Annotated in this window: 18 protein-coding genes; 14 read left to right on the forward strand and 4 right to left on the reverse strand. The window is 73.8% G+C overall.

Annotated elements, in window-relative coordinates:
- Positions 1 to 129: 129 nt before the first annotated feature.
- The 3 genes from ABZ272_RS27325 to ABZ272_RS27335 all read right to left on the reverse strand — a co-directional run bounded on the left by ABZ272_RS27325 (position 130) and on the right by ABZ272_RS27335 (position 2,657).
- A complete protein-coding gene (locus ABZ272_RS27325) occupies positions 130 to 951 on the reverse strand; it encodes an ABC transporter permease (RefSeq protein ID WP_355052791.1) in 822 nt (273 codons plus the stop codon).
- Entirely contained in the window at positions 948 to 1,883 is a 936-nt protein-coding gene (locus ABZ272_RS27330) for an ABC transporter ATP-binding protein (RefSeq protein WP_355052792.1), read from the reverse strand. Before ABZ272_RS27330 ends, ABZ272_RS27325 begins: the two co-directional genes overlap by 4 nt.
- Before the next feature lie 129 nt (positions 1,884 to 2,012).
- Complete coding sequence (locus ABZ272_RS27335; RefSeq protein ID WP_355052793.1) at positions 2,013 to 2,657, reverse strand: hypothetical protein; 645 nt, start codon at positions 2,655 to 2,657, stop codon at positions 2,013 to 2,015.
- Between the two features lie 151 nt (positions 2,658 to 2,808).
- Here ABZ272_RS27335 and ABZ272_RS27340 point away from each other — a divergent pair, with 151 nt between their 5' ends.
- The 9 genes from ABZ272_RS27340 (at position 2,809) to ABZ272_RS27380 (ending at position 12,376) form a co-directional block, all read left to right on the forward strand.
- Positions 2,809 to 3,582, forward strand: a complete 774-nt coding sequence (locus ABZ272_RS27340) for a GNAT family N-acyltransferase (RefSeq protein WP_355052794.1) — start codon at positions 2,809 to 2,811, stop codon at positions 3,580 to 3,582.
- Complete coding sequence (locus ABZ272_RS27345; protein ID WP_355052795.1) at positions 3,579 to 4,511, forward strand: lysophospholipid acyltransferase family protein; 933 nt, start codon at positions 3,579 to 3,581, stop codon at positions 4,509 to 4,511. Before ABZ272_RS27340 ends, ABZ272_RS27345 begins: the two co-directional genes overlap by 4 nt.
- Positions 4,512 to 4,839: 328 nt before the next feature.
- Positions 4,840 to 5,664: a DUF4097 family beta strand repeat-containing protein gene (locus ABZ272_RS27350; RefSeq protein WP_355052796.1), complete on the forward strand. Its 825-nt coding sequence runs from the start codon at positions 4,840 to 4,842 to the stop codon at positions 5,662 to 5,664.
- Positions 5,661 to 6,272, forward strand: a complete 612-nt coding sequence (locus tag ABZ272_RS27355; protein WP_355052797.1) for a PadR family transcriptional regulator — start codon at positions 5,661 to 5,663, stop codon at positions 6,270 to 6,272. Before ABZ272_RS27350 ends, ABZ272_RS27355 begins: the two co-directional genes overlap by 4 nt.
- Positions 6,273 to 6,346: 74 nt before the next feature.
- On the forward strand, positions 6,347 to 7,048 hold the full coding sequence (locus ABZ272_RS27360) for a response regulator transcription factor (RefSeq protein WP_355052798.1): 702 nt from the start codon (positions 6,347 to 6,349) through the stop codon (positions 7,046 to 7,048).
- On the forward strand, positions 7,045 to 8,601 hold the full coding sequence (locus ABZ272_RS27365; RefSeq protein WP_355052799.1) for an ATP-binding protein: 1,557 nt from the start codon (positions 7,045 to 7,047) through the stop codon (positions 8,599 to 8,601). The genes ABZ272_RS27360 and ABZ272_RS27365 overlap by 4 nt, the downstream gene beginning before the upstream one ends.
- A 62-nt stretch (positions 8,602 to 8,663) precedes the next feature.
- On the forward strand, positions 8,664 to 10,340 hold the full coding sequence (locus ABZ272_RS27370) for a trypsin-like peptidase domain-containing protein (RefSeq protein WP_355052800.1): 1,677 nt from the start codon (positions 8,664 to 8,666) through the stop codon (positions 10,338 to 10,340).
- A 170-nt stretch (positions 10,341 to 10,510) separates the two neighbouring features.
- Entirely contained in the window at positions 10,511 to 11,179 is a 669-nt protein-coding gene (locus ABZ272_RS27375; protein WP_355052801.1) for a BON domain-containing protein, read from the forward strand.
- A gap of 141 nt (positions 11,180 to 11,320) precedes the next feature.
- The gene (locus ABZ272_RS27380; protein ID WP_355052876.1) at positions 11,321 to 12,376 is read left to right on the forward strand and encodes a glycosyltransferase family 4 protein; all 1,056 of its coding nucleotides are present in this window, start codon (positions 11,321 to 11,323) and stop codon (positions 12,374 to 12,376) included.
- A 15-nt stretch (positions 12,377 to 12,391) separates the two neighbouring features.
- On the opposite strand, the gene ABZ272_RS27385 is transcribed toward ABZ272_RS27380, so the two are convergent.
- Complete coding sequence (locus ABZ272_RS27385; protein WP_355052802.1) at positions 12,392 to 13,891, reverse strand: protein kinase; 1,500 nt, start codon at positions 13,889 to 13,891, stop codon at positions 12,392 to 12,394.
- Between the two features lie 164 nt (positions 13,892 to 14,055).
- On the opposite strand from ABZ272_RS27385, the gene ABZ272_RS27390 reads away from it, so the two are divergent.
- The 5 genes from ABZ272_RS27390 to ABZ272_RS27410 all read left to right on the forward strand — a co-directional run bounded on the left by ABZ272_RS27390 (position 14,056) and on the right by ABZ272_RS27410 (position 20,947).
- A complete protein-coding gene (locus ABZ272_RS27390; protein WP_355052803.1) occupies positions 14,056 to 14,889 on the forward strand; it encodes a patatin-like phospholipase family protein in 834 nt (277 codons plus the stop codon).
- Positions 14,889 to 15,905 (forward strand): 1-acyl-sn-glycerol-3-phosphate acyltransferase, encoded by a 1,017-nt coding sequence (locus ABZ272_RS27395; RefSeq protein WP_355052804.1) that lies wholly within the window; start codon positions 14,889 to 14,891, stop codon positions 15,903 to 15,905. Before ABZ272_RS27390 ends, ABZ272_RS27395 begins: the two co-directional genes overlap by 1 nt.
- Before the next feature lie 9 nt (positions 15,906 to 15,914).
- Positions 15,915 to 16,235 carry a divalent-cation tolerance protein CutA gene (cutA, locus tag ABZ272_RS27400; protein ID WP_355052805.1) on the forward strand — a complete coding sequence of 107 codons (321 nt, stop codon included), beginning with the start codon at positions 15,915 to 15,917 and terminating at the stop codon, positions 16,233 to 16,235.
- A 48-nt stretch (positions 16,236 to 16,283) separates the two neighbouring features.
- Positions 16,284 to 19,760: a hypothetical protein gene (locus ABZ272_RS27405; RefSeq protein WP_355052806.1), complete on the forward strand. Its 3,477-nt coding sequence runs from the start codon at positions 16,284 to 16,286 to the stop codon at positions 19,758 to 19,760.
- A 134-nt stretch (positions 19,761 to 19,894) separates the two neighbouring features.
- Complete coding sequence (locus ABZ272_RS27410) at positions 19,895 to 20,947, forward strand: acyl-CoA desaturase (protein ID WP_355052807.1); 1,053 nt, start codon at positions 19,895 to 19,897, stop codon at positions 20,945 to 20,947.
- The last annotated feature ends 9 nt before the right edge of the window (positions 20,948 to 20,956 follow it).

Consider the following 20,956-nt stretch of genomic DNA (forward strand, 5'->3'; position numbering starts at 1 on the left):
AAAACGCTCGGCTGGGACACCCCAGCCGAGCGCCTCGCTAAGCTCCTAGCCGTCAATGACTAGCCAACGTGTTGCAACGACCCCTTGAAACCGCCTAGTAGGGGGCCCTTCCTTCGGAAAACCTCTCGGTCAGGAGATGTCGCGCCGACGGATCAGCAGGGAGCCGGCCACGCCGGTGACCACCGCGTAGCCGATCAGCACGGCCGCGCCGGCCCACCGCGGCGGGTTGCCGGGGATCTCCGCCCCGGTGACCATCAGCGCCGAGGCGAGCGACGGCACCAGCAGTTGCAGGTTGTTGATCCAGTCACCCCAGCGGTCGGCCAGGATGGCGATGACGAAGATGGCGCCGATCGAGCCGCCCAGGTAGAGCAGGATGCCGGTCACGGTCGCGCCGATCTGGCTGCGGATCAGTACGCCGATGCCGACGCCGAACACCGCCCACAGCAGGTACGCGAGCAGGTTGAGCCCGATGGCCCGCCAGGCCGCGTCGTTGCCCAGTTGCGAGTCCACCCCGACCGCGCTCAGCACCGCCGACCCGGCGATCAGGTTGAGCACGGTGGTGACCAGCCAGAACAGCAGGGCCAGCACGCCCGCCGCGACCAATTTGGCGAGCATCACCGCGGTGCGGTGCGGGCTCGTGAGGAACGTGGTGGTGACTGTCTGGTGGAAGAACTCGCTGGTCACCACGATGATGCCGAGCAGCATGATGATCAGCAGCCCGAAGAACTGCCCGGTGGTGAACAGGTTCGACGAGAGGGCGTCCGGAGTGGCCGCCGCGGCGAACTGGTCCGCCTGATCGCCCACCTCGGCGGGGTTGGTGCTGGTGAGGGCGTCGGCCTGCAACCAGTTGATGAGCAGCGTGAGCGCCCACAGCGGCAGGCTGATCAGCGCGAAGATCCACCAGGTGTTGGTGGTACGGATCTTGAGCAGCTCGGATCGGACCAGGTTCATCGGATGCCCGCCTTTCCGGCCGTCAGCTCCAGGAAGACCCGTTCCAGGTCGGGTCGTTCGGTGGACAGTTCGTGCAGTTCCACGCCGGCGGCCAGGGCGGCCCGGCCGATCGTCGGGGCGTCCACCCCGGAGACCAGCAGCACGCCCTGCTCGTCGGTCGTGACGGTGGCCGACTGCGCCTTCAGCGCGGTGGTCAGCGCCTCGGCCTGCGGGGTGCGGACCCGGACCTGGGCGCCCTGCGCCATCGACCCGAGCACCTGCTCGACCGGTCCCTGCCGGACGAGCTGGCCGGCCGCGATGATCACCACGTCGTCGGCGAGGAGCTGCATCTCGGACAGCAGGTGGCTGGAGACCAGCACCGTACGGCCCTCGTGGGCGAGGTTCTTGAGGAACCCGCGCATCCACCGGATGCCCTCCGGGTCCAGGCCGTTCGCCGGCTCGTCGAGGATCAGCACCCGGGGATCACCGAGCATCGCGGCGGCGATACCGAGCCGCTGCTTCATGCCCAGCGAGTAGCCCTTGAACTTGCGCTTCGCGGCCGGGGTCAGCCCGACCAACTCCAGCACCTCGTCGGCCCGCGTGCGGGGCAGACCGGCCGCCGCGCAGATCACCCGCAGGTGGTTGATGCCGGTGCGGCCCTTGTGCGCGCTGGACGCCTCCAGGATCGCGCCGACGTGCCGCAGCGGATCGTTCAGGTCGGCGTAGCGGTGGCCGCTGATGGTGGCCGTGCCCCCGGTCGGCGTGACCAGGTTCAGCAGCATGCGCAGCGTGGTGGTCTTACCGGCGCCGTTCGGGCCGAGGAAGCCGGTCACCCGCCCCGGTGCCACGGTGAAGGACAGGTTGTTCACCGCCCGCACGTTCTTGTACTGCTTCGTCAGACCGGACACCACGATCTGACCGTCGCTGGTGGGGCTTCGCTGCCCGTCAGTCATCGTTCTCCTCCCGTGTGGCGTCGAGGTACGCCGTGGCACAGCGTGACGGTACCGAGCAACAAGGTCAATCAGCCCGAGTACCTACGGCGTGGTCCTCCTCAGGAAGGACGTCCGGGACGACGACGGACCTCAGCGGGCGATCCAGGTGGCCCGCGCCGCGCCGAGCAGCGCGCCGTCCGGTCCGTACAGGCTGGTGTGCACCAGCGCCTTGCGGCCGTCGACACCGACCAGCGCGCCGGTCACCACGCACTCGTCGCCGGGCGCCGGCCGGGCCGTGACCACGGCGGCGATCCGGCCGAGCAGGTACGGGCGGTCCGGTGCGAGCACCGTCCAGCCGCCGGGGCAGTCCAGCGCGGCCCAGACGGTGGCGTCGTCGACCTGCGCGGGCGCGCGGAACGGCGCGGCCGTCCGGCCGTCCGGCAGTCGTCCGGGGAAGATCCGCAAGCCGTCGGTCCGGCCCGGACCACAGACGAAACACCCGGGGTACGGATGCGCGACGAACCCGGGGTAGCGGGTCGCCGCCTCCGCCGCCGTCCCGGCGTCGACAGGTGGTACGACGGCGTCCACGACACCGGTCGGGCGGACCTCGGCCACCAGGTCGCCGGACGGGTCCCGCACCTCGCCGTCGACGAGGGTCAGCTCCGTCTCCAGCGGCGGTGGCCGACGCAGCGTCACCTCGACCGGTCCGGGCCCCGCCGCGGTGGCGAAGAGCCCGGCGCTCCACCCGCCGTTGCCAGAGCCGGTGGGCCCGTTGTAGCGGGACTCGACGCGCATGGGTGACCTCCGTGAAGCGTGGACCGGCATCGTCGCCGGTCCGTCCCGCAGCCTCGCACGACGGCATCCCGCAGGCATCCGCCGGCCGGCGTTCATCCGTCCGACACCAGCGGTGCCCGCCGATGGCACCCGGGGCCCTTACACAGATCCCATGGCCGTTCTGCATGTCGCTGGCACGCCACTGACGACCAGCGGATACACCCTGCTGATCGCCGACGACCCCACCCAGGTCGCGGCCGCGCAACGCCTGCGCCACGAGGTGTTCGCCACCGAGTTGGGCGCCACCCTCGCACCCGGCGCGGCCGGGTTGGACGTGGACCCCTTCGACGCCCACTGCGACCACCTCATCGTCCGGGAGGACAGCACCGGGCAGGTGGTCGGCACGTACCGGCTGCTGCCGCCGGGGCGTACCGACCGGCGGTACGCCGAGGGCGAGTTCGACCTCGCCGCGCTGGACCCACTGCGCGACGACCTCGTCGAGACGGGCCGGTCCTGCGTGCACCCGGACCACCGCTCCGGCGCGGTGATCAACCTGATGTGGGCCGGTCTCACCCGCTACCTGCACCTGCGCGGCTCCCGCTGGCTCGGCGGCTGCGCCTCGGTGCCGGTCGACGACGGCGGTCGTACGGTCGCCGGGGTCTGGGCCCAGGCCCAGGCCCGGCACCTGTCGCCGCCGCCGCTGCGGGTCCGGCCGCTGCGTCCGTGGTTCGCCGAGCCGGCCGCCGCCCTGACTCCCGCCGCCGAGCCGGCCGCTCGGGTGGCGGTCCCGCCGCTGCTGCGCGGTTACCTGCGACTCGGCGCGTGGATCTGCGGTGAGCCGTCGTACGACCCCGACTTCGGGTGCGCCGACTTCTACGTGCTCTTCTCCCTCGACCGGATGAACCCGCGCTACCTGCGGCACTTCCTGGGCGGGGACGAGCGGTGAGCGTCGCGGCGCACGACCTGTGGCGGCCCTCGTCGGGCTGCGACGACGACTGCCTGCCGGCGACCGGCGAGGTGCCCACGGTGTCGGTGGCCCGCCGGGTGCTCCGGCTGGTCGCGGCGGGCGGCATGTTGCTGGCCGGGGTGGGCGTGGCGGTGCTGCTGCCCGTACTGCCGGCGTCGGAGCGGCAGGCCCTGCTGCGCGCCTGGGCCCGTGGCACCGTGCGCGCCTTCGGCGTCCGGCTGGTGATCAAGGGGCGGCTGCCCCGGCGGCGCGCGCTGCTGGTCGCCAACCACGTGTCGTGGCTGGACATCCTCGCCGTGCTGGCGGTCGCGCCCACCCGGATGGTGGCGAAGCGGGAGATCCGGTCGTGGCCGGTGGTGGGGTTGCTGGCCGCCGCCGCGGGCACCGTCTTCGTGGACCGGTCGCGCCCGCGCGCGCTGCCGGCCACCGTGCGCCGGCTCGCCGACACGCTGCGTGCCGGCCGGTCGGTCGCGGTCTTTCCCGAGGGTACGACCTGGTGTGCCGGGAACGGCGCGGCCGAGTGTCGCCCCGGGGGCGGCTTCCGTCCGGCCATGTTCCAGGCGGCGATCGACGCGGGCGCTCCGGTGGTGCCGCTGCGTCTCGGGTACCGGATCGCGGACACCGGGGCGGGCACCACGGTCGCCGCGTTCCTCGGCGCGGACACCCTGCTGCGCTCGGTGGCCCGGGTGGTCGCGGCCCGGCACCTGGTGGTGTCGGTGACGATCGCCGCCGCGCTGCACCCGGGGCAGGACGCCGACCGGCGGTTGCTGGCCCGGGCCGCCGAGTCGGCCGTACACCTGGTGGCCCCTCTGCCGGCGCGGACCCGGCTGCGGCCGGTCGGCACCCTGCCCCCGGCGGTCCCGACGCCGACGCCCAACCCCGCTCGGGAGCTCGACCTGGCCGCCTGACCCGCCACCCGCCCACTGTCCCGGCACCCGCCCACTGTCCCGGCTCCCCGCCCGCTGTCCCGGCACCCGCCCGCTGTCCCGGCCCTCCCGTCCCGCTGTCCCGGCCCTGCCCGCGGGCCGCGTTCGTCGGCGTCCGAGAGGCCTGTCAAGATCCGCGCAACAACAGGGATGTTGCTGCTTCCCGCGCGCCGGAGGCAGCAACATCCGGGAAACTGCGCGGATCTTGGCGACCGCTGCCCAGATCTCGCGACAGTCTTGTCATATCGCGATGTATCGCGTTACTGTCTTCTCGGGAGGCACCCTCCGTGCCCTCGAGAGGAGCACAGCCATGGCCGGATGGACGGTCGAGACGCCGCAGCGGCTCACCCTGGACGGTCCGGTCACCCGGCTGGACGTCCGCCTCGTGAGCGGACGGCTCAACGTGGTCGCCGCCGACGGGCCGGCCCGGATCGACATCACCGAGGTTGGCCGTCGACCCGTCCTGATCGACCACTCCGACGGTCGCCTCAGCATCCGCCAGGAGCGGGACTGGGGCTGGCCGAACTTCCTGCGCGGCCTTCGGGCGATCCACCGCTTCCCCCGGGTGGACGTCTCGGTGGCCGTACCCGCCGACGTCCTCGCCGACCTGGGCCTGGGCGCCGGCTCGGTGGTCGTCTCCGGGTTGCGCCGGCAGACCACCGTCGACCTCGCCGCCGGCCAGATCACTCTCATGGGGCTGCGCGGCACCACCTTCGCGAAGCTCACCTCGGGGCCGGTGGAGGCGCTCGGGGTGCGCGGCGACCTCACCCTGGAGACCGTCTCCGGGGAGGTGATCCTCGCCGACAGCGCCGCCGAGCGGGTGCGGGCGCAGACCGTCTCCGGCGCGATCACCTGCGATCTCGGTGGTCGCCGCGGCAGCGACATCCGGCTCACCACGATCTCCGGCAGCATCACCGTCCGGGTCCGCGAGGACAGCGACCTCTCCGTCCGGCTGCACACCGCCGCCGGCCGGATCACCAGCGGCTTCCCGCAGGTCCGCAGCTCGACCTTCCCGCTGCCGAACAGCGAGGGGGTGCTCGGCAGCGGTGACGGTAAGCTCTGGGCCTCCGCGACCTCGGGCAGCATCGCCCTGCTCGCCCGAGCGGTCGACGACGATTCCGAGGAGCTGCCGTGACCGCCGTGTTCAGCCACGGACGGCTCCGGCTCTACCTGCTCAAGCTCCTGGACGACGGTCCCAAGCACGGCTACGAGCTGATCCGCCTCCTGGAGGACCGGTTCCTCGGGCTCTACGCGCCCAGCGCCGGCACCATCTATCCCCGGCTGCAACGGTTGGAGGCCGAAGGACTGGTCAGCCACACCGCCGCCGGCGGTCGCAAGACGTACTCCATCACCGACGCCGGCCTCGACGAGCTGCGCCAACGCGCCGGTGAGCTGGCCGCGTTGGAGGCGGACATCGCGGCCTCGGTGGCGGATCTCTCCACCCTGGCCGGCGAGATCCGCAGCGAGGTGCGCGGCTCGACGCGTGACCTCAAGCGGGAGCTGAGCGAGGCCGCCCGGCAGACCCGGCGGGCGCGGTGGGCACCCTCCGCGTCGTCGCACCGACCGCCACCGCCCGACGCGCCACGCGCCGCCCTGCTCGACGAGTTCGACGAGCGGCTGGCCTCGTTCACCGGCGAGGTGAGCCGCCTGGCGCGCGGGCGGCAGTTCAGCGACACTCAACTGCGCACGGCGATCCGGCTGCTCGACGGGGCCCTGGACGGGCTGCGCCGGCTGCTGCGCTGACCGTTCGGCGACTCACAGGATTTTTCCAGGAAGCGTCCAGCGCCGGTGCAGTGAGTTCACCGATGATTGGGCCCATGCCCGCTACCCAGACCGAGGCGCGACTTCTCGTCGTCGAGGACGACCCGAACATCCTCGAACTGCTCTCCGCGAGCCTGCGCTTCGCGGGCTTCGACGTGGCCACCGCGACCAGCGGCAGCGCGGCCCTGAACGCCGCCAAGGACCACCGGCCCGACCTCGTCGTGCTCGACGTGATGCTGCCGGACCTGGACGGCTTCGAGGTCATCCGGATGCTGCGCGAGGGCGGTACGCGTACCCCGGTGGTCTTCTTGACCGCGCGGGACGCCACCGACGACAAGATCCGCGGGCTCACCCTGGGCGGCGACGACTACGTCACCAAGCCGTTCAGTCTGGAGGAGTTGACCGCCCGGATCCGCGCCGTGCTGCGTCGCACCACCACCGGCGAGCAGGCACCGTCCCGGCTCACCTTCGCCGATCTGGAGCTGGACGAGGAGACCCACGAGGTGCACCGCGCCGGGCAGCGGGTCCAGCTCTCCCCGACCGAGTTCAAGCTGTTGCGCTACCTGATGCTCAACGCCAACCGGGTGCTGAGCAAGGCACAGATCCTCGACCACGTCTGGAACTACGACTTCCGGGGCGACGACAACATCGTCGAGTCCTACATCTCCTACCTGCGCCGCAAGGTGGACACCGGGCAGCCCCGGTTGATCCACACCCTCCGGGGCGTGGGGTACGTGCTGCGCAAGCCGGCGGCGTGAACCCGGTCCAGCAGGCGAAGGTGTGGGTCCGCAGCGTGCCGCTGCGGCTCAAGCTGGTCACCTCGGTGCTCACGCTCGTCGCCGTCGCGCTGCTGGTGATCAGCTCGCTGACCGCCTACTTCCTGCGCAACTACCTGCAGGGCCAGGTCGACGGGCAGGTCAGGTCGACCGCCCAGGGCCTCGGCCAGTTGCTCCCGAAGCTGCGCAGCGGTGAGGTCGGCGCGATGCTGCCCAGCGACTACGTCGTCATCGTGGCCGACGAGCAGCAGGTGTACCAGCCCAAATACGACCGTCTCAGCTACGACCCCGACCAACTGCCCGCGTTCCCCACCAGCCGCGCGGGTTTCGAGGCGGAGGAGGGCGAGCCGCAGACCGTCCTGGCCCACAACGGCTACACCCGCTGGCGGGTGTACTACGCCCCCCAGCCGGACGGCTCCGTGCTGGCCGTGGGTCAGCCGCTGACCGACGTGGACCGGGCGGTCAAGCAGCTCGTCTGGATAGACCTCCTGGTCGGTGGCGCGGTGCTGATCATGCTGGCGTCGGTCGGCGCGGCGATCGTCCGGACCAGCCTCAAGCCCCTCGTCGAGATCGAACAGACCGCCGCCGCCATCGCCGGTGGCGACCTCACCCGCCGGGTGCCCGACCCCGAACAGGGCCAGGAGCATCCCACCTCCGAGCTGGGACGGTTGTCCCGCGCTTTGAACGCGATGCTCACCCAGATCGAGGCGGCGTTCACCGCTCGCGCGGCGTCCGAGACAGCCGCCCGTTCGGCGGAGAGCAGCGCCCGGGACGCGGCCGCCGCGGCCCAGACGTCCGAGGCGCGGGCCCGGCGCTCCGAGGAGCGGATGCGGCAGTTCGTGGCGGACGCCTCGCACGAGCTGCGGACCCCGCTGACCACCATCCGCGGCTTCGCCGAGCTGTACCGGCAGGGCGCGGCCCGTGCGCCGGAGCAGACCGCCGGCCTGCTGCGCCGGATCGAGGACGAGGCGGCCCGGATGGGTCTGCTGGTGGAGGACCTGCTGCTGCTGGCCCGGCTGGACCGGGAACGCCCGCTCTCGCTGGCCCCGGTGGAGCTGCCGGTGCTCGCCTCCGACGCGGTGCAGGCGGCCCGCGCGATGGCCCCGGACCGGCGGATCGACCTGGACATCGAGCCCGGATCGGGTCCGCTCGTCGTCTTCGCCGACGATGCGCGCCTGCGCCAGGTCATTGGCAACCTCGTCACCAACGCCCTCACCCACACCCCACCGGACGCCGAGATCCGCCTGCGACTGCGCGCCGAGACCGGCAACCTCGCCGTCATCGAGGTGGCGGACACCGGCCCGGGGCTCTCCCCGGAGCAGTCGGAGCGGGTGTTCGAGCGGTTCTACCGTGCCGACGCGGCGCGGACCCGACGCGCCGACGGCAACACCGGTACGGGCCTCGGCCTGGCCATCGTGGCGGCTCTGGTGACCGCCCACCACGGTTCGGTCGAGGTGGCGGAGACGCCGGGTGGTGGGGCGACCTTCCGGGTCCGGCTGCCGCTGCTGCCGTCGACCGAGGAGAGCGGCGAGTGACTTTCAGCCAACTTCCAGGACGGTTCCAGCTTGGTCGCAGTGCCGGGGGAGAAGGTAGGGACATGACCGAGTTTGAGTCCGACCCGCAGCGCCGGCCGGCCCCCACCGACGCCGAGCCGTCGCACCCCACCGCCGAGCTGCCGCGCGACGAGCGCGCGCAGTCCGACTCTCCCACCACGCCCGTTCCGGTCGTTTCGGCCGACGGGACTGCCACCCCGGCCGCCGCCACCCCGGCCGCCGACGACGCGCCGACCGCGCCGGTCGGCCAGCCCACCGGGTACGAGCCGCCGACCGCCGCGCAGCCCACCGGGTACGAGCCCTCGACCTCCGGGTACCAGCCGGCCGCCGGCCAGCCCACCGGGTACGAGCCGCCGACCGCCGGCGCGTCCGCGCCGCCGTACCCGGTCTCCGGCCACCCGACGCCCGGCCAGCACGGCTACCCGCAGCCGACCGACGGTCGCTACCCGGGTGCCCCCTGGTACGCGGGCCAGCAGTCCGGCTGGGCCGGCGGGGGCCAGCCGGGCGGGGCCTACCCGCAGCACCCCGGACAGCACGCCCAGCACCCGCAGCACCCCGGTCAGCACGCCCAGCACCCGCAGCACCTCGGACAGCACGCGCAGCACCCCGGACAGCCCGTGCCGCCCTGGGGCCCGCAGGCCACGCCGCCCGGTTCCGGGCCCCGACCGGGCCGGATCGCCAAGTTCGCGGGCGCCGGTGTGGCGGTGTTCGCCCTGATGCTCGGCTCCGGCGTGGCCGGTGGGGCGCTCGCGCTCGCCCTCGACGGCGACCGTGGCGGCGTCACCCGCACCTACACGGCAGCGCCGGTGCTCAACAGCGCGGACCTGCCGAAGATCGCCGCCGCCGTACAGGACAGCGTCGTCTCCATCGCCACCGACAGCGGTGAGGGCTCCGGCGTGGTGCTCACCGCCGACGGCTACGTGCTCACCAACAACCATGTGGTCGCCTCCGCGAGCGGGGACACCGTGCAGGTCGTCTTCGCCGACGGCAGGAATGTCCAGGCGAAGATCGTCGGCACCGACCCGAAGACCGACCTGGCCGTGGTCAAGGCCAACGGCGTGAGCGACCTCAAGCCGGCAAAGTTCGGCGACAGCGACGCCATGCAGGTCGGCGACCAGGTCCTCGCGCTGGGTAGCCCGCTCGGCCTCCAGGGCTCGGTGACCGCCGGCATCCTCAGCGCCCGGGACCGCACCATCCGGGCCGGCGAGGGCCAGCAGCAGGACCCGAGGCAGCAGGGCCAGGCGGTCAGCTCGATCTCCGGGCTGCTGCAGACCGACGCGCCGATCAACCCCGGCAACTCCGGTGGCGCACTGGTCAACACCCGGGGCGAGGTGATCGGCGTCAACACCGCAATCGCCACCTCCGGGCAGAGCACCGGCAACATCGGCGTCGGCTTCGCCATCCCGAGCAACAAGGCCAAGGACGTGGCGGGCAAGCTCCAGCGCGGCGAGAAGGTCAGCCACCCGTCGCTCGGGGTCGGTGTCAACCAGGCCGAGGGCGGCGGCGCGCTGGTCGCCTCGGTCACCCCGGGCAGCCCCGCCGAGAAGGCCGGCCTCCAGCAGGGCGACGTGGTCACCCGCTTCGGCGACAAGGCGATCAACGACTCCGACGACCTGGTCGGCGCGGTGCAGGCCGGCAAGGTCGGCGACCGGGTCGAGCTGCACTTCAAGCGCAACGGGGCCGAGAAGACCGCGACGGTGACGCTCACCGAGACGTCCTGACCGACACCACAGAACCTGCCTCCCTCCGGCGGCGGGTGGCGGAGCCAAGGGGGTTGGCTCCGCCACCCGCCGCTTTTTCCACGGCGGTTCACCCGGTTCGGGTGAACCGCCGTCACCCGTGTGCCCGGAAGGCTCGGCGGGCGAGCCGGCGAGCGTACGGGGGTGGGCCGATGAGCACGGTGGATGTCGAGGACGACCAGCGGATCCAGCGGGACGTCCTGGCCGAGCTGGCCTGGGATCCGCAGGTGCTGCCGAACGAGATCGGGGTGACCGTCGACCAGGGGGTGGTCACCCTCACCGGGTACGTCGACGGCGCTGCCCGCGGCTGGGCGGCCACCCGGTGCGCCCAGCGGGTCCGGGGCGTACGCGCGGTGGCCGACGAGATCGAGGTACGGCTACCGGGGACGCCGGGGCGTACCGACGGTGACATCGCCCTCGCGGCGTCCCGCGCCCTCGAATGGGACAGTTTCGTGCCCGCCGAGCGGTTGGACGTCAGCGTGGCCAACGGCTGGTTGATGCTGCGCGGCGAGGTTGAGTTCGGCTGGCAGCGCCGCGCCGCCGAGGGGGAGCTGCGCCGCCTGGACGGCGTACGGGGTGTCACGAACCTCGTCGAGGTGCGACCGTCGACGCCGCCGCCGGACGAGCGGACACGGCAGGACGTCCAGCGCGCGCTGGCGCGGACGCTCGGCGGCGAACGGGTGACGGTGGAGGTGGACGGTGACACGCTGGTCCTCGCCGGGGTGGTCCGCTCGTGGTGGGAACGGGACCAGGTGGAGCGGGTGGCGTGGTCCACGCCGGGTGTGCGGGTCGTGCACGACCAACTCCTGGTCGGCGGGTGAGCGTCCGTCTTGTCCGGTTTATCGGTGGTCGCGGGGGGAACCCGCCGCGAACCATGCCGACCGGGGGACCAACGGGGAGGACTCGTGGCCGTGAACCACCCGCCCGCCGACCGCCCGCCGGAGCGGTCGTTGCGCATCGCGATGGTGGTACCGCCCTGGCTCTCCGTGCCGCCGCCCGGCTACGGCGGCCTGGAACAGGTGGTGGCGGGCCTGGTGGACGCGTTGACCGCGCACGGTCACGCGCTGACGCTGTTCGGCGCCGGCGATCACCATGGCACCGCGGCCAGCGGCTTCGTCTCCACCGTGGCGGAGGTGCAGTACGAACGGCTCGGCGAGTCGCTGCCGGAGCTGGCGCATCTGGCCCGGGTGAACCGCCTGATCACGCCGGCCGACTTCGACGTGATCCACGACCACAGCACGATCGGCCCGCTGGTGGCCGGTCGCCGGTCGGTGCCGACGGTGGCGACCGTGCACGGCAACCCGGTGGGGGAGTACGGCGACGTGCTCGGCGACGCCGACGAGAACGTCGCCCTGGTGGCCATCTCGCACGCTCAGCGTCGACTCAACACGGGTCTGCCCTGGGCCGGCACCGTGCACAACGCGCTGGACCTGCGGGGCTTTCCGCGGAAGACCGAGCCGGGCCCCGGGCCGGTGCTGTGGCTGGCCCGGTTCAGCCCGGACAAGGGCCCGGACGTCGCCATCCGCGCCTGCCGGGAGGCGGGCCTACCGCTGCTGTTGGCCGGCAAGTGCAACGAGCCGGCCGAGCGGCGCTACTACGAGCAGGTCGTCGAGCCGCTTCTCGACGAGGACGTGACAGTCGTCCTCAACGCCGACCGTGCCGAGACCCTGCGGATGCTCGTCGACGCCCGCTGCCTGATCATGCCGATCCAGTGGGACGAGCCGTTCGGCATGGTGATGCTGGAGGCGATGGCGACCGGTACGCCAGTGGTCGCCCTGGACCGGGGCGCGGTGCCGGAACTGGTGCGTCCGGGACGTACCGGGCTGGTCTGCCGCAGGCCTGAGGAGTTGCCCGCCGCGCTGCTGGCCGCCCGGGAGCTGGACCCACGCGACTGTGTCGAGCACGTCGCCGAGAACTTCTCGGTCGAGCGGATGGCGTACGGCTACGAGGAGGTCTACCAGCGCTTCGCCCTCGGCCGGGCCGACGTGCGGCGTACGGCCACCGTCGCGGTGCGCTGACCGCCTCGCCCCGGATCAGACACGTGCCGCGCCCAGTTCGGCGATGGCGGCGTCGAGCCGCTGCGCGTACGCCGGGCTGATCCCTCCCTCGCCGAGCCGGACGGCGACCTTCGCCCGCAGCCGCGCCACCGATGGTGCCAGTTCGTCCTGACCGGAGCTGACGGCGACGAGCAGGTTGCCCAGCGACTGGCGGAGGTCGAGGCCGACATCGCTACGGATCTCCCCGTCGCGTACTCCGGCGTCGACAAGCGCGTTGACGCGGATGCCAGCCTCGGCGAGGGTGCCCGGCCCGGCGGTGGACGCGGCGCTGGGCGGCGCCGACGACCTCGCCGGCGCCGGTTGGAACGGTGCGGTGGCGGGCGGATCGGTCGGCGGCTCGCTGGGTGCGGGCGTGGTCGGGCCGGCACTGGGCCGCACCTGGCGACGCGGCTGGTCGTCGGGGAGCAGGGCAACCCCGGCGAGCGCCACGGCGACGGCCAGGACCACCGGGATCAGGAGCAGCGCCGGACGTCGGAACGACCGGCCGGGACCGTCGCCGGGCAATGTCAGCGGCCGGGCCACGTCGTCGGCGCGTACCACCGTCACGACGCCCGCCCGCGCGGCCGGAGCAACGCTCGGCTGCGGCAACGAACCCGACGGGGTCGGAACCGGTACCGCGATGGTGGCGTTCGGCGGGTCGGGCGTCAGCAGGTGACCGCGTAGCACGGTGGCGACCTGCCGGGCCGTCGGCCGGTCGGCCGGGTCGCGGGCGAGGCTGCGCAGGCAGATCCGGGCGACCTCGGTGGGCAGTTCCGGCACGCCGGCCAGCGTCGGCGCGGGGCCGCCGGCGAGCGCGGCGCTGAGCTGTTCCCAGGTGTCCGCCGGGTACGGCACCCGCCCGGTCAACGCCTCGTACAGCAGGACGCCGAGCGAGTAGACGTCGGTGGCCGGCTGGGCGGGCGCGCCGTCGAGGCGTTCCGGGGCGACGTACGCCGGGGTGCCGAACGTGCCGCCGTCCTCGTCCTCGTCCGGTGCGCCGATCCGGGTGGCGATGCCGAAGTCGAGGACCTTCACCCCCATCGCCGTCATCATGACGTTGGCCGGGGTGATGTCCCGGTGCACGATGCCCAGCCGGTGCGCGGCGGCCAGCGCGTCGGCGACCTGGGCGCCCACCTCAACGGCCTCGGCCCATGGCAGTGGCCCCTCGGTGAGCCGTAGCTCCAACTCCTCGCCGCTGAGCAGCTCCATCACGACGAACGAGGTGATGGAGCCGTCCGGGTCGACCGTCTCGCCGTAGTCGTGCACCGACGTCACGTGCGGGTGCACCAACTGGGCGGCGGCGCGCGCCTCCTCCCGCACCATGTCGCGGAACCGCGCGTCGGCGGCCAGCGAGGCGGCGAGCACCTTGAGCGCCACGAAGCGGTCGAGCACCTCGTCCCGCGCGCGCCAGATGACCGACATGCCGCCGGCACCGATCTGGTCGATGAGTCGGTACCTGCGGGCCAGCAAGCGGCCCGGATGCAATGCTGCCTTCACGGATCGCACCTGCCCTCGGGGTGGGAGCGGTATCAGGTTGCGCGAATGTGTCCACCCTGTCAACGCCGACGGTACGGATCGTCGGCGGACGGTGGCTGGGGTGCGCCGACCGTCCGGTGGCGGCGGCTCGTGGGTGGGCGGCGGGCCCGTGCCAGGATGAGGACATGGCTCCGGGACCGGTGGCGTTCGTACTCGGCGGCGGCGGGGTGCTCGGCGCCGTCGAGGTGGGCATGCTGCGCGCCCTGTTCCGCGCCGGCATCCAGCCCGACATGGTGCTCGGCACGTCGATCGGCGCGGTCAACGGCGCGCTGGTCGCCGCCGACCCGTCCGAGGCGGTGACCGACCGGCTGGTCCGGCTCTGGGCGTCACCCGAGGCCAGCGAGGTGTACGGCGACTCGGTCGCCCGGCAACTGCGCCGCTTCGCCGCCCGTACCCATCTGCACTCGCCCCGACCGCTGCGCCGGCTGCTCGAATCCGAGCTGGGCGTGGACACCACCTTCGCCGACCTGCGGGTGCCGTTCCGTTGCTGCGCCGCCCACATCGAGCGGGCCGCCGAGCACTGGTTCACCAGCGGCCCGGTCGTGCCGGCCGTCCTGGCGTCGGCGTCGGTGCCGGGTCTGCTCCCGCCCACGGAGATCGACGGCGCGCACTACATCGACGGCGGCATCGTCAACTCCATCCCGATCGGCGAGGCGGTGGCCGCGGGCGCGAGTCAGGTCTTCGTCCTCCAGGTGGGCCGGATCGAACGGGAGCTGACGCCGCCCCGGCGGCCGTGGGAGATCGCGCAGGTGGCGTTCGAGATCTCCCGCCGGCACCGCTTCTTCCGCGAGATGGCCGCGCTGCCCGAGGGGGTGGAGGTGCACGTCCTTCCGACCGGTGGGCTGAATCCGCGCGACGACACGCCGTGGGCGTACCGGGACATGGCGGCGGTGGGCCGCCGGATCAGCCGGGCGTACACCGCTTCCCGCCGCTACCTCGCCACCCACGTGGAACGTTGATGCCGCTTCCTCCCAGGTGGTTGCGGCGGCTGCTGATCGCTCCCGGCGTGGTGCTGCTCGCGGTCGTCGTGGTCACCACGCTGCCGGTCTGGGCGCTGCTGGCCGCAGCGGCCTCACCGCTGGTCCCGGGCCGGCTGCGTCCCCTGCGGCTGCTCTGGATCGGCTGTGTCTACCTGGTCTGGGACGCCGCGGCGCTGCTCGCCCTGTTCGTCCTCTGGCTGGCCTCCGGCTTCGGTTGGCGTAGCCGGTCGCCGGCCTTCCAGCGCGCGCACTACGTGCTGGCCGGCTGGTTCCTGCGGGTGCTGTTCTGGCAGGCCCGCTGGTCGCTGCGGCTGAGCATCGACGTGGTCGGCACCGACCCGGACACTGCCCTGCCCGGCCGGCCCGAGCTGGTGCTGTGCCGGCACGCCGGGCCGGGCGACTCGTTCATCCTGATCCACGGGCTGGTCAACTGGTTCAAGCGGGAGCCGCGGATCGTCCTCAAGGACAGCCTGCAGTGGGATCCGGCGATCGACGTGCTGCTCAACCGGTTGCCCAACCGGTTCATCGCGCCCACGGCACAGCGTGGCGAGGAGACCGTACGCCAGGTCGGGCACCTGGCCACCGGCCTGGACGACAACGACGCCTTCGTGATCTTCCCGGAGGGCGGCAACTTCACCCCGAGGCGGCGACTGCGCGCCATCGCCCGGCTCCGCTCGCTCGGCCTGGAACGCATGGCGAGGCGTGCCGAACGGATGCGCCATGTGCTCGCCCCGCAGCCCGGTGGGGTGCTCGCCGCGTTGGACGCCGCACCGGATGCCGGGGTCATCTTCGTCGCCCACACCGGTCTGGACCAGATGCTCAGCATCGGCGACGTGTGGCGGGAACTGCCCATGGACAAGCGAATCGTGATGCGGTTCTGGTCGGTGCCGCCGGAGGAGGTGCCGACCGAGCGACAGCAGCGCATCGACTGGCTCTTCGACTGGTGGGCGCAGATCGACACGTGGATCGCCGCCAACCGTGAGGTCTCCGCGTAGGGTGCGCTCGTGGAGCAGATCTGCGTGGTGACGACGGTGGTGGATGCGCGTTCGGTCGCGGACGTGTTGGCGGCCGCGGCCGTCGCCGGGCGGCTCGCCGCCTGTGCCCAGGTCGGCGGTCAGGTGGACAGCACCTACTGGTGGCGTTCCGGGGTGGAGACCAGCACCGAGTGGTCCGTGCAGTTCAAGACCGCGCCGGACCGGTTGGCCGCGCTGGTGGACCAGATCCGGGCCAGCCACCCGTACGAGGTTCCGGAGATCCTCGTGTCCAGGGTGGAGAGCGGGGACCCCGCCTACGCGGCCTGGGTGCACGACCACACCCGACCCTAGGTACGCCTACTCTGGGCCGTACCCCACCGGCTTCTCGATGATGACCGGGTGGACGACACCCGCTACCCCTGCCCCGCCTGTGGCGGCCCGGCCGACCTGAGCGCCGGTTGCGCCGGCTGCCACCGCCCACCGGACCCGACAGCGGCCGAGGTGGTCCGACTCGGCCGCGAGGTGGCTCGACTCGAACCCGAGGTCGAGCGGGCCCGCCGGACGTACACCGAGTTGGCGGGCCTGCTGGCGGCGACCTCGCGGCGGCGTGCCGAGCTGGCCGCCGTCGTGCGGGCCCAGCGGGCGGCGGGGACTCCGGTGGTGCCGGCGACGCCGCTCGCCGCGTCGACGCCAGCGGTGGCCACGCCGGCACCCGGTGTGGCGGAGACCTCGACGCGGACCGTCCAGGGGCTGCTGTTCGTCCTGGGTGGACTGCTGCTCGGCACGGCGGCGGTGGTCTTCACGGCGGTGGCCTGGGCGGCCGTGGGGGTCGGTGGCCGGTCGCTGATCCTGGCGGCGGTCACGGCCCTGGTCCTGGCCGTCCCGCTGCTGGTGGTCCGGCGGGGTCTACGGGGGACGGCGGAGACGTTCGCCGCGGTGGGCCTGCTGCTGGTGCTGCTCGACGGGTACGCCGCCTGGTCGGTGGACCTGGCCGGGGTGTCCGGTTGGCCGGGCACCCGCTACGCCGCGCTGGTCGGGGGGGCCAGCGCGGTGGTCGCCGTCGCGTACGGACGGCTCAGCGGGTTGGCCGGGCCCTGGTTCGCCGCGCTGGTGGCGGCCCAGCCGGTGCTGCCGCTGCTCGCGGTGGAGGCCGAGGTGGGCGCCGACGGCTGGGCGCTGGTGTTGCTCGGGGTGGCCCTGCTCGACCTGGGGGTGCTGGTCGCGCTGCGCGACGGCGTGGCGGGCGCCCGGCTCGCCGGTCGGGTGCTCGCCGGGGTGGGTCACGTCGGTTCGCTGGTCGCCGCCGCCGCGGGTGCGCTGGTGCCGTTGCTGCTGGGGCGGGCGGCGGGTACGCCGCTGCTGGCCGGGGCGCCGTTGCTGCTGGTCGCGGTGACGGGGGTCGGCGCGGCGTGGCTGGTCGGCGGCGCGGCGCTGCGGGCGGTGGCCGGGGGGCTGCTGGTTCCGGTGCTCGCCGCCGCGCTGCTGCGTCCGGTGGGTGAGCTGCGTCCGTCGCTGCTGCTGCTCGCGGCGTCGACGGTGGCGCTCGTCCTGGCGGGGGTGGTGCGGTTGCTGCCGACCGGTTGGCGTGCCGGGCCGCGTGCCGGCGCGCTGCTGGTCGCCGCCGGCACGGCGCAGCTCACCGTGCTGATCACCGGCGCGTTGGCGGTGGCCGCCGTCGCCCGGTCGCTGCCGCCGTGGCACGGGGCCGGCTGGGGGCCGGACCTGAGTTGGGGTTGGCAGGTGGCGCCCGCCGTGGCACTGGCGCTGGCCGCGACCGTGTCGCTGCTGCCCCGACGCATGTGGGCGGTCCTCGCCTCGGCCGGCGCGGTGGCGGTGCTGCTCGCCGTCCCGGCCGGCTGGACGGCGTCGTGGGCGACGGTGGTGGCCGTGGACCTGGTGGGTGGGTCCGTGCTGCTGCTCGCCGTGCTGGCCCGGCCGGCGATCCGACCGGCGATCCTGCTCGGCTGGGCGTCCGGCGGCGCGGTCCTGCTCGGGCACGCGCTGCTGGTGGCGCTCGCCGATCCGGTCGGCGTGACGGTGGCGTTGGGCGCCGCCGGGGTGCTCGGGGTGGCGGTCGCGTCGCGGCGGGGGGTCGGGGCGTACCGCCGGGTGGCGGGTGGGGGTGTGCTGGTCGCGCAGCTCGCGCTGCCCGGCGTCGCCGCGACGGCGGTGTTCGCGGCCGGCGCGCCGCCGTGGTGGCAGGCCCGGGCGGCCCTGGCCGCCGCCGGGCTCTCGCTGGTCGCGGCGCTCGCGGTGCGTCGCCGCCGGACCGACCTGCTCGGGTACGCGGTGACGGGCTCGGTGGTCGCCGCGCTGGCGGCCGGCGTCGCGCCGCTGTTGGCGGCGGGGGACGAGCCGGTGACGCTGTACGCCGCGCTGGCGGCGCTCGGTGTCGCGTTCGTCGCCCGTTGGGGCGACCGGTCGACGACCGGTGACCAGCCGGCCGGGGTCGGAGCCTCCGGGGCCGGGGACCCCGCGGTCGGGGAGCCGCTGCCGGTCGGGCGGCCGGCGGTCACCGGGTCGTCGGTGGTCGGCGCGTCGGGTGTGCTGGTGGCGGCGGGTGCCGTACTGGCGGGGGTCGCGGTGCTGGCCGCGTTGCCGGGGGTGTGGGGGGCGCTGTTCGCGCCGTACGGCATCCCCGGGCCGGTCTGGTCCGGCGCGCCGACCGTCGTCGCCGACCGTGGGCTGCTCCCCGCCGGGCTGGCGCTCGTCACGCTGGCGGTGGCGGCGGTGCTGGCCGGTCGGCGGGTACGCCCACCCGTGCTGGCCGCCGTGCCGTTCGCCGGTGCCGCGCTGCCGGTGCTGCTCGTCGCGGTGGGTGCGCCCTGGCCGGTGTTGCCGGCGGCCACCCTGCTCGCCGGGGTGTCCGCGCTGCTCCTCGCCGCGCTGCGGACGCCTCGACGGGCGCTCGCGTCGCTCGTCGCACCGACGGGGGCGGTGCTGGCCGTGTCCGGGGTGACGGGCTTCCTGGCCACCCGGTCCGGCACGCTCGTGGCGGAGAGCACGCTCGTCGTGGCAGCAGTGGTCGTCGGCGTCGGGGCGCGGCTGGCCGGGGTACGCGTCGCCGGCAGCGTGGCGGCGGTGGGGGCGGCGTGCGCGTTGGCGGTGACGGCACCGCTCGCCGGCGGGCTGCCGGTGCGGGCGGCGGCGTACCCGCTGCTGGGGGTGGCCGTGCTGGTCCTCGCCGTTGCCGCCGCGAGCGGCCGGCGGGTGGTCGTCGGCCGGGTGCTGGACGCCGCCGCGCAGGCGGTGGCGCTGGTGGCGGCGGTGCTCGCCGTCGAGTCGGCCCGGCAACTCGCGACCGTCTGCGTGCTGTGGGGGGTGGCTGTGGCGATGCGGCTGCTGCGACGGGGCGAGCCGGCCGGTCGACGGTGGCGGTTCGCGGCCGTCGCCGCCGGCAGCGAGCTGCTCGGGGCGTGGGTGCTGCTGGCGGCGGGCGGGGTGACCGTGCCGGAGGCGTACACCCTGCCGGCGGCGGCGCTCGCCGTCGGGGCGGGGCTGCTGGCGATGCGGACCCGGTCGGGGCTGACCAGTTGGCCGGCGCTCGGTCCGGGGCTGGTCGCGGCGCTGGTGCCGAGCCTGGTGTCGGTGCTGACCGGGCCGGACCCGCAGCCGTGGCGGCGGTTGCTGCTCGGGGCGGCGGCGCTGGGAATCGTGCTGGCCGGCGCCCGCCGTCGCTGGCAGGCGCCGGTGCTGCTGGGGGGCGGCGTGCTGGCGGCCCTGGCGCTGCACGAGCTGGCCCGTGGCTGGGACCTGCTGCCCCGGTGGATCTACCTGGGCGTCGGCGGGTTGGCGTTGATCGGGCTGGCGGCCACCTACGAGCGGCGGCGGCGTGACCTGGCCCGACTGCGCGGCGTGGTGGCCCGGCTGGGCTGAACCGAAGGCCGGGGGTAGGGCCCGCCCTACCCCCTATCCGGGGGTCTTCAGGGTTACTCAGCGCAACCGTTGCGAGGAGAGTTGACGGTGAGTCCGGACCACCAGGTGCCGGCCAACTGGGAACGGGAGCAGCGATGGCGCTCGGAGCGGTGGCAGAACCGCCAGTACGGCGGCGAGGTAGTGACTACGCACAGTTGTCCCGACGGATCAGTCAGGCCGGCCTCCTGGAGCGGCGCCCTGCCTCGTACGTCGCCCGCCTCGTGCTCACCCTCGGCGCGTTCGTGGCCGGCTGGGTGGCCGTGGTCCTCGTCGGTGACTCCTGGTGGCAGGTGGCGCTCGCGGCCGTCATGGCGGTGGCCACCACCCAGGTCGCGTTCCTCGGCCACGACGCGGGGCACCGCCAGATGTTCCGTCGGCGCTTCCCGAGCGAGCTGGTCGGACTGGTCGCCGGCAACGCCGCGGTGGGGCTCAGCTACGGCTGGTGGGTCGACAAGCACAACCGGCACCACGCCAACCCGAACCACGAGGACGAGGACCCGGACGTCGGCGCGGGTGCTCTGGTGTGGACGTACGAGCAGGCGGTGGAGACCCGGGGCTTCGGCCGGTGGCTGGCCCAGCGGCAGGCGTACTTCTTCTTTCCGATGCTGCTGCTGGAGGGTCTGAGCCTGCACGTGGCGAGCATCCGCGCGATCATCGGCCGGGAGCAGAACGGCCGGTACGCGACACCGATGCGGCACCGCGCGGTCGAGGCGGCACTGCTCGTGGCGCACACGGTCGGCTACGTGGCGCTGCTGCTGGCGGTCATGTCGCCGGGCAAGGCGCTGCTGTTCGCCGCCGTGCACCAGGCGCTGTGGGGCCTCTACATGGGCTGCGCGTTCGCGCCGAACCACAAGGGCATGCCGATGCCGACCGCCGGGGACGAGCTGGACTTCCTGCGTAAGCAGGTGTTGACCTCGCGCAACGTGCGGGGCAGCCGGCTGGTCGACACCGCGCTGGGTGGGCTCAACTACCAGATCGAGCACCACCTGTTCCCGAACATGCCCCGGGCCAACCTGCGCCGGGCGCAGCCGATCGTGCGCGCCTACTGCGCCGAGCAGGGCATCTCGTACGCGGAGACCGGGCTGGTCGAGTCGTACCGGCAGGCACTCGGCCACCTGCACGAGGTGGGCCGGCCGCTACGCGGCTGACCGGGCGAC

Source organism: Micromonospora sp. NPDC005979 (assembly GCF_040614415.1).
In the GTDB taxonomy this organism is placed as follows: Bacteria; Actinomycetota; Actinomycetes; order Mycobacteriales; family Micromonosporaceae; genus Micromonospora.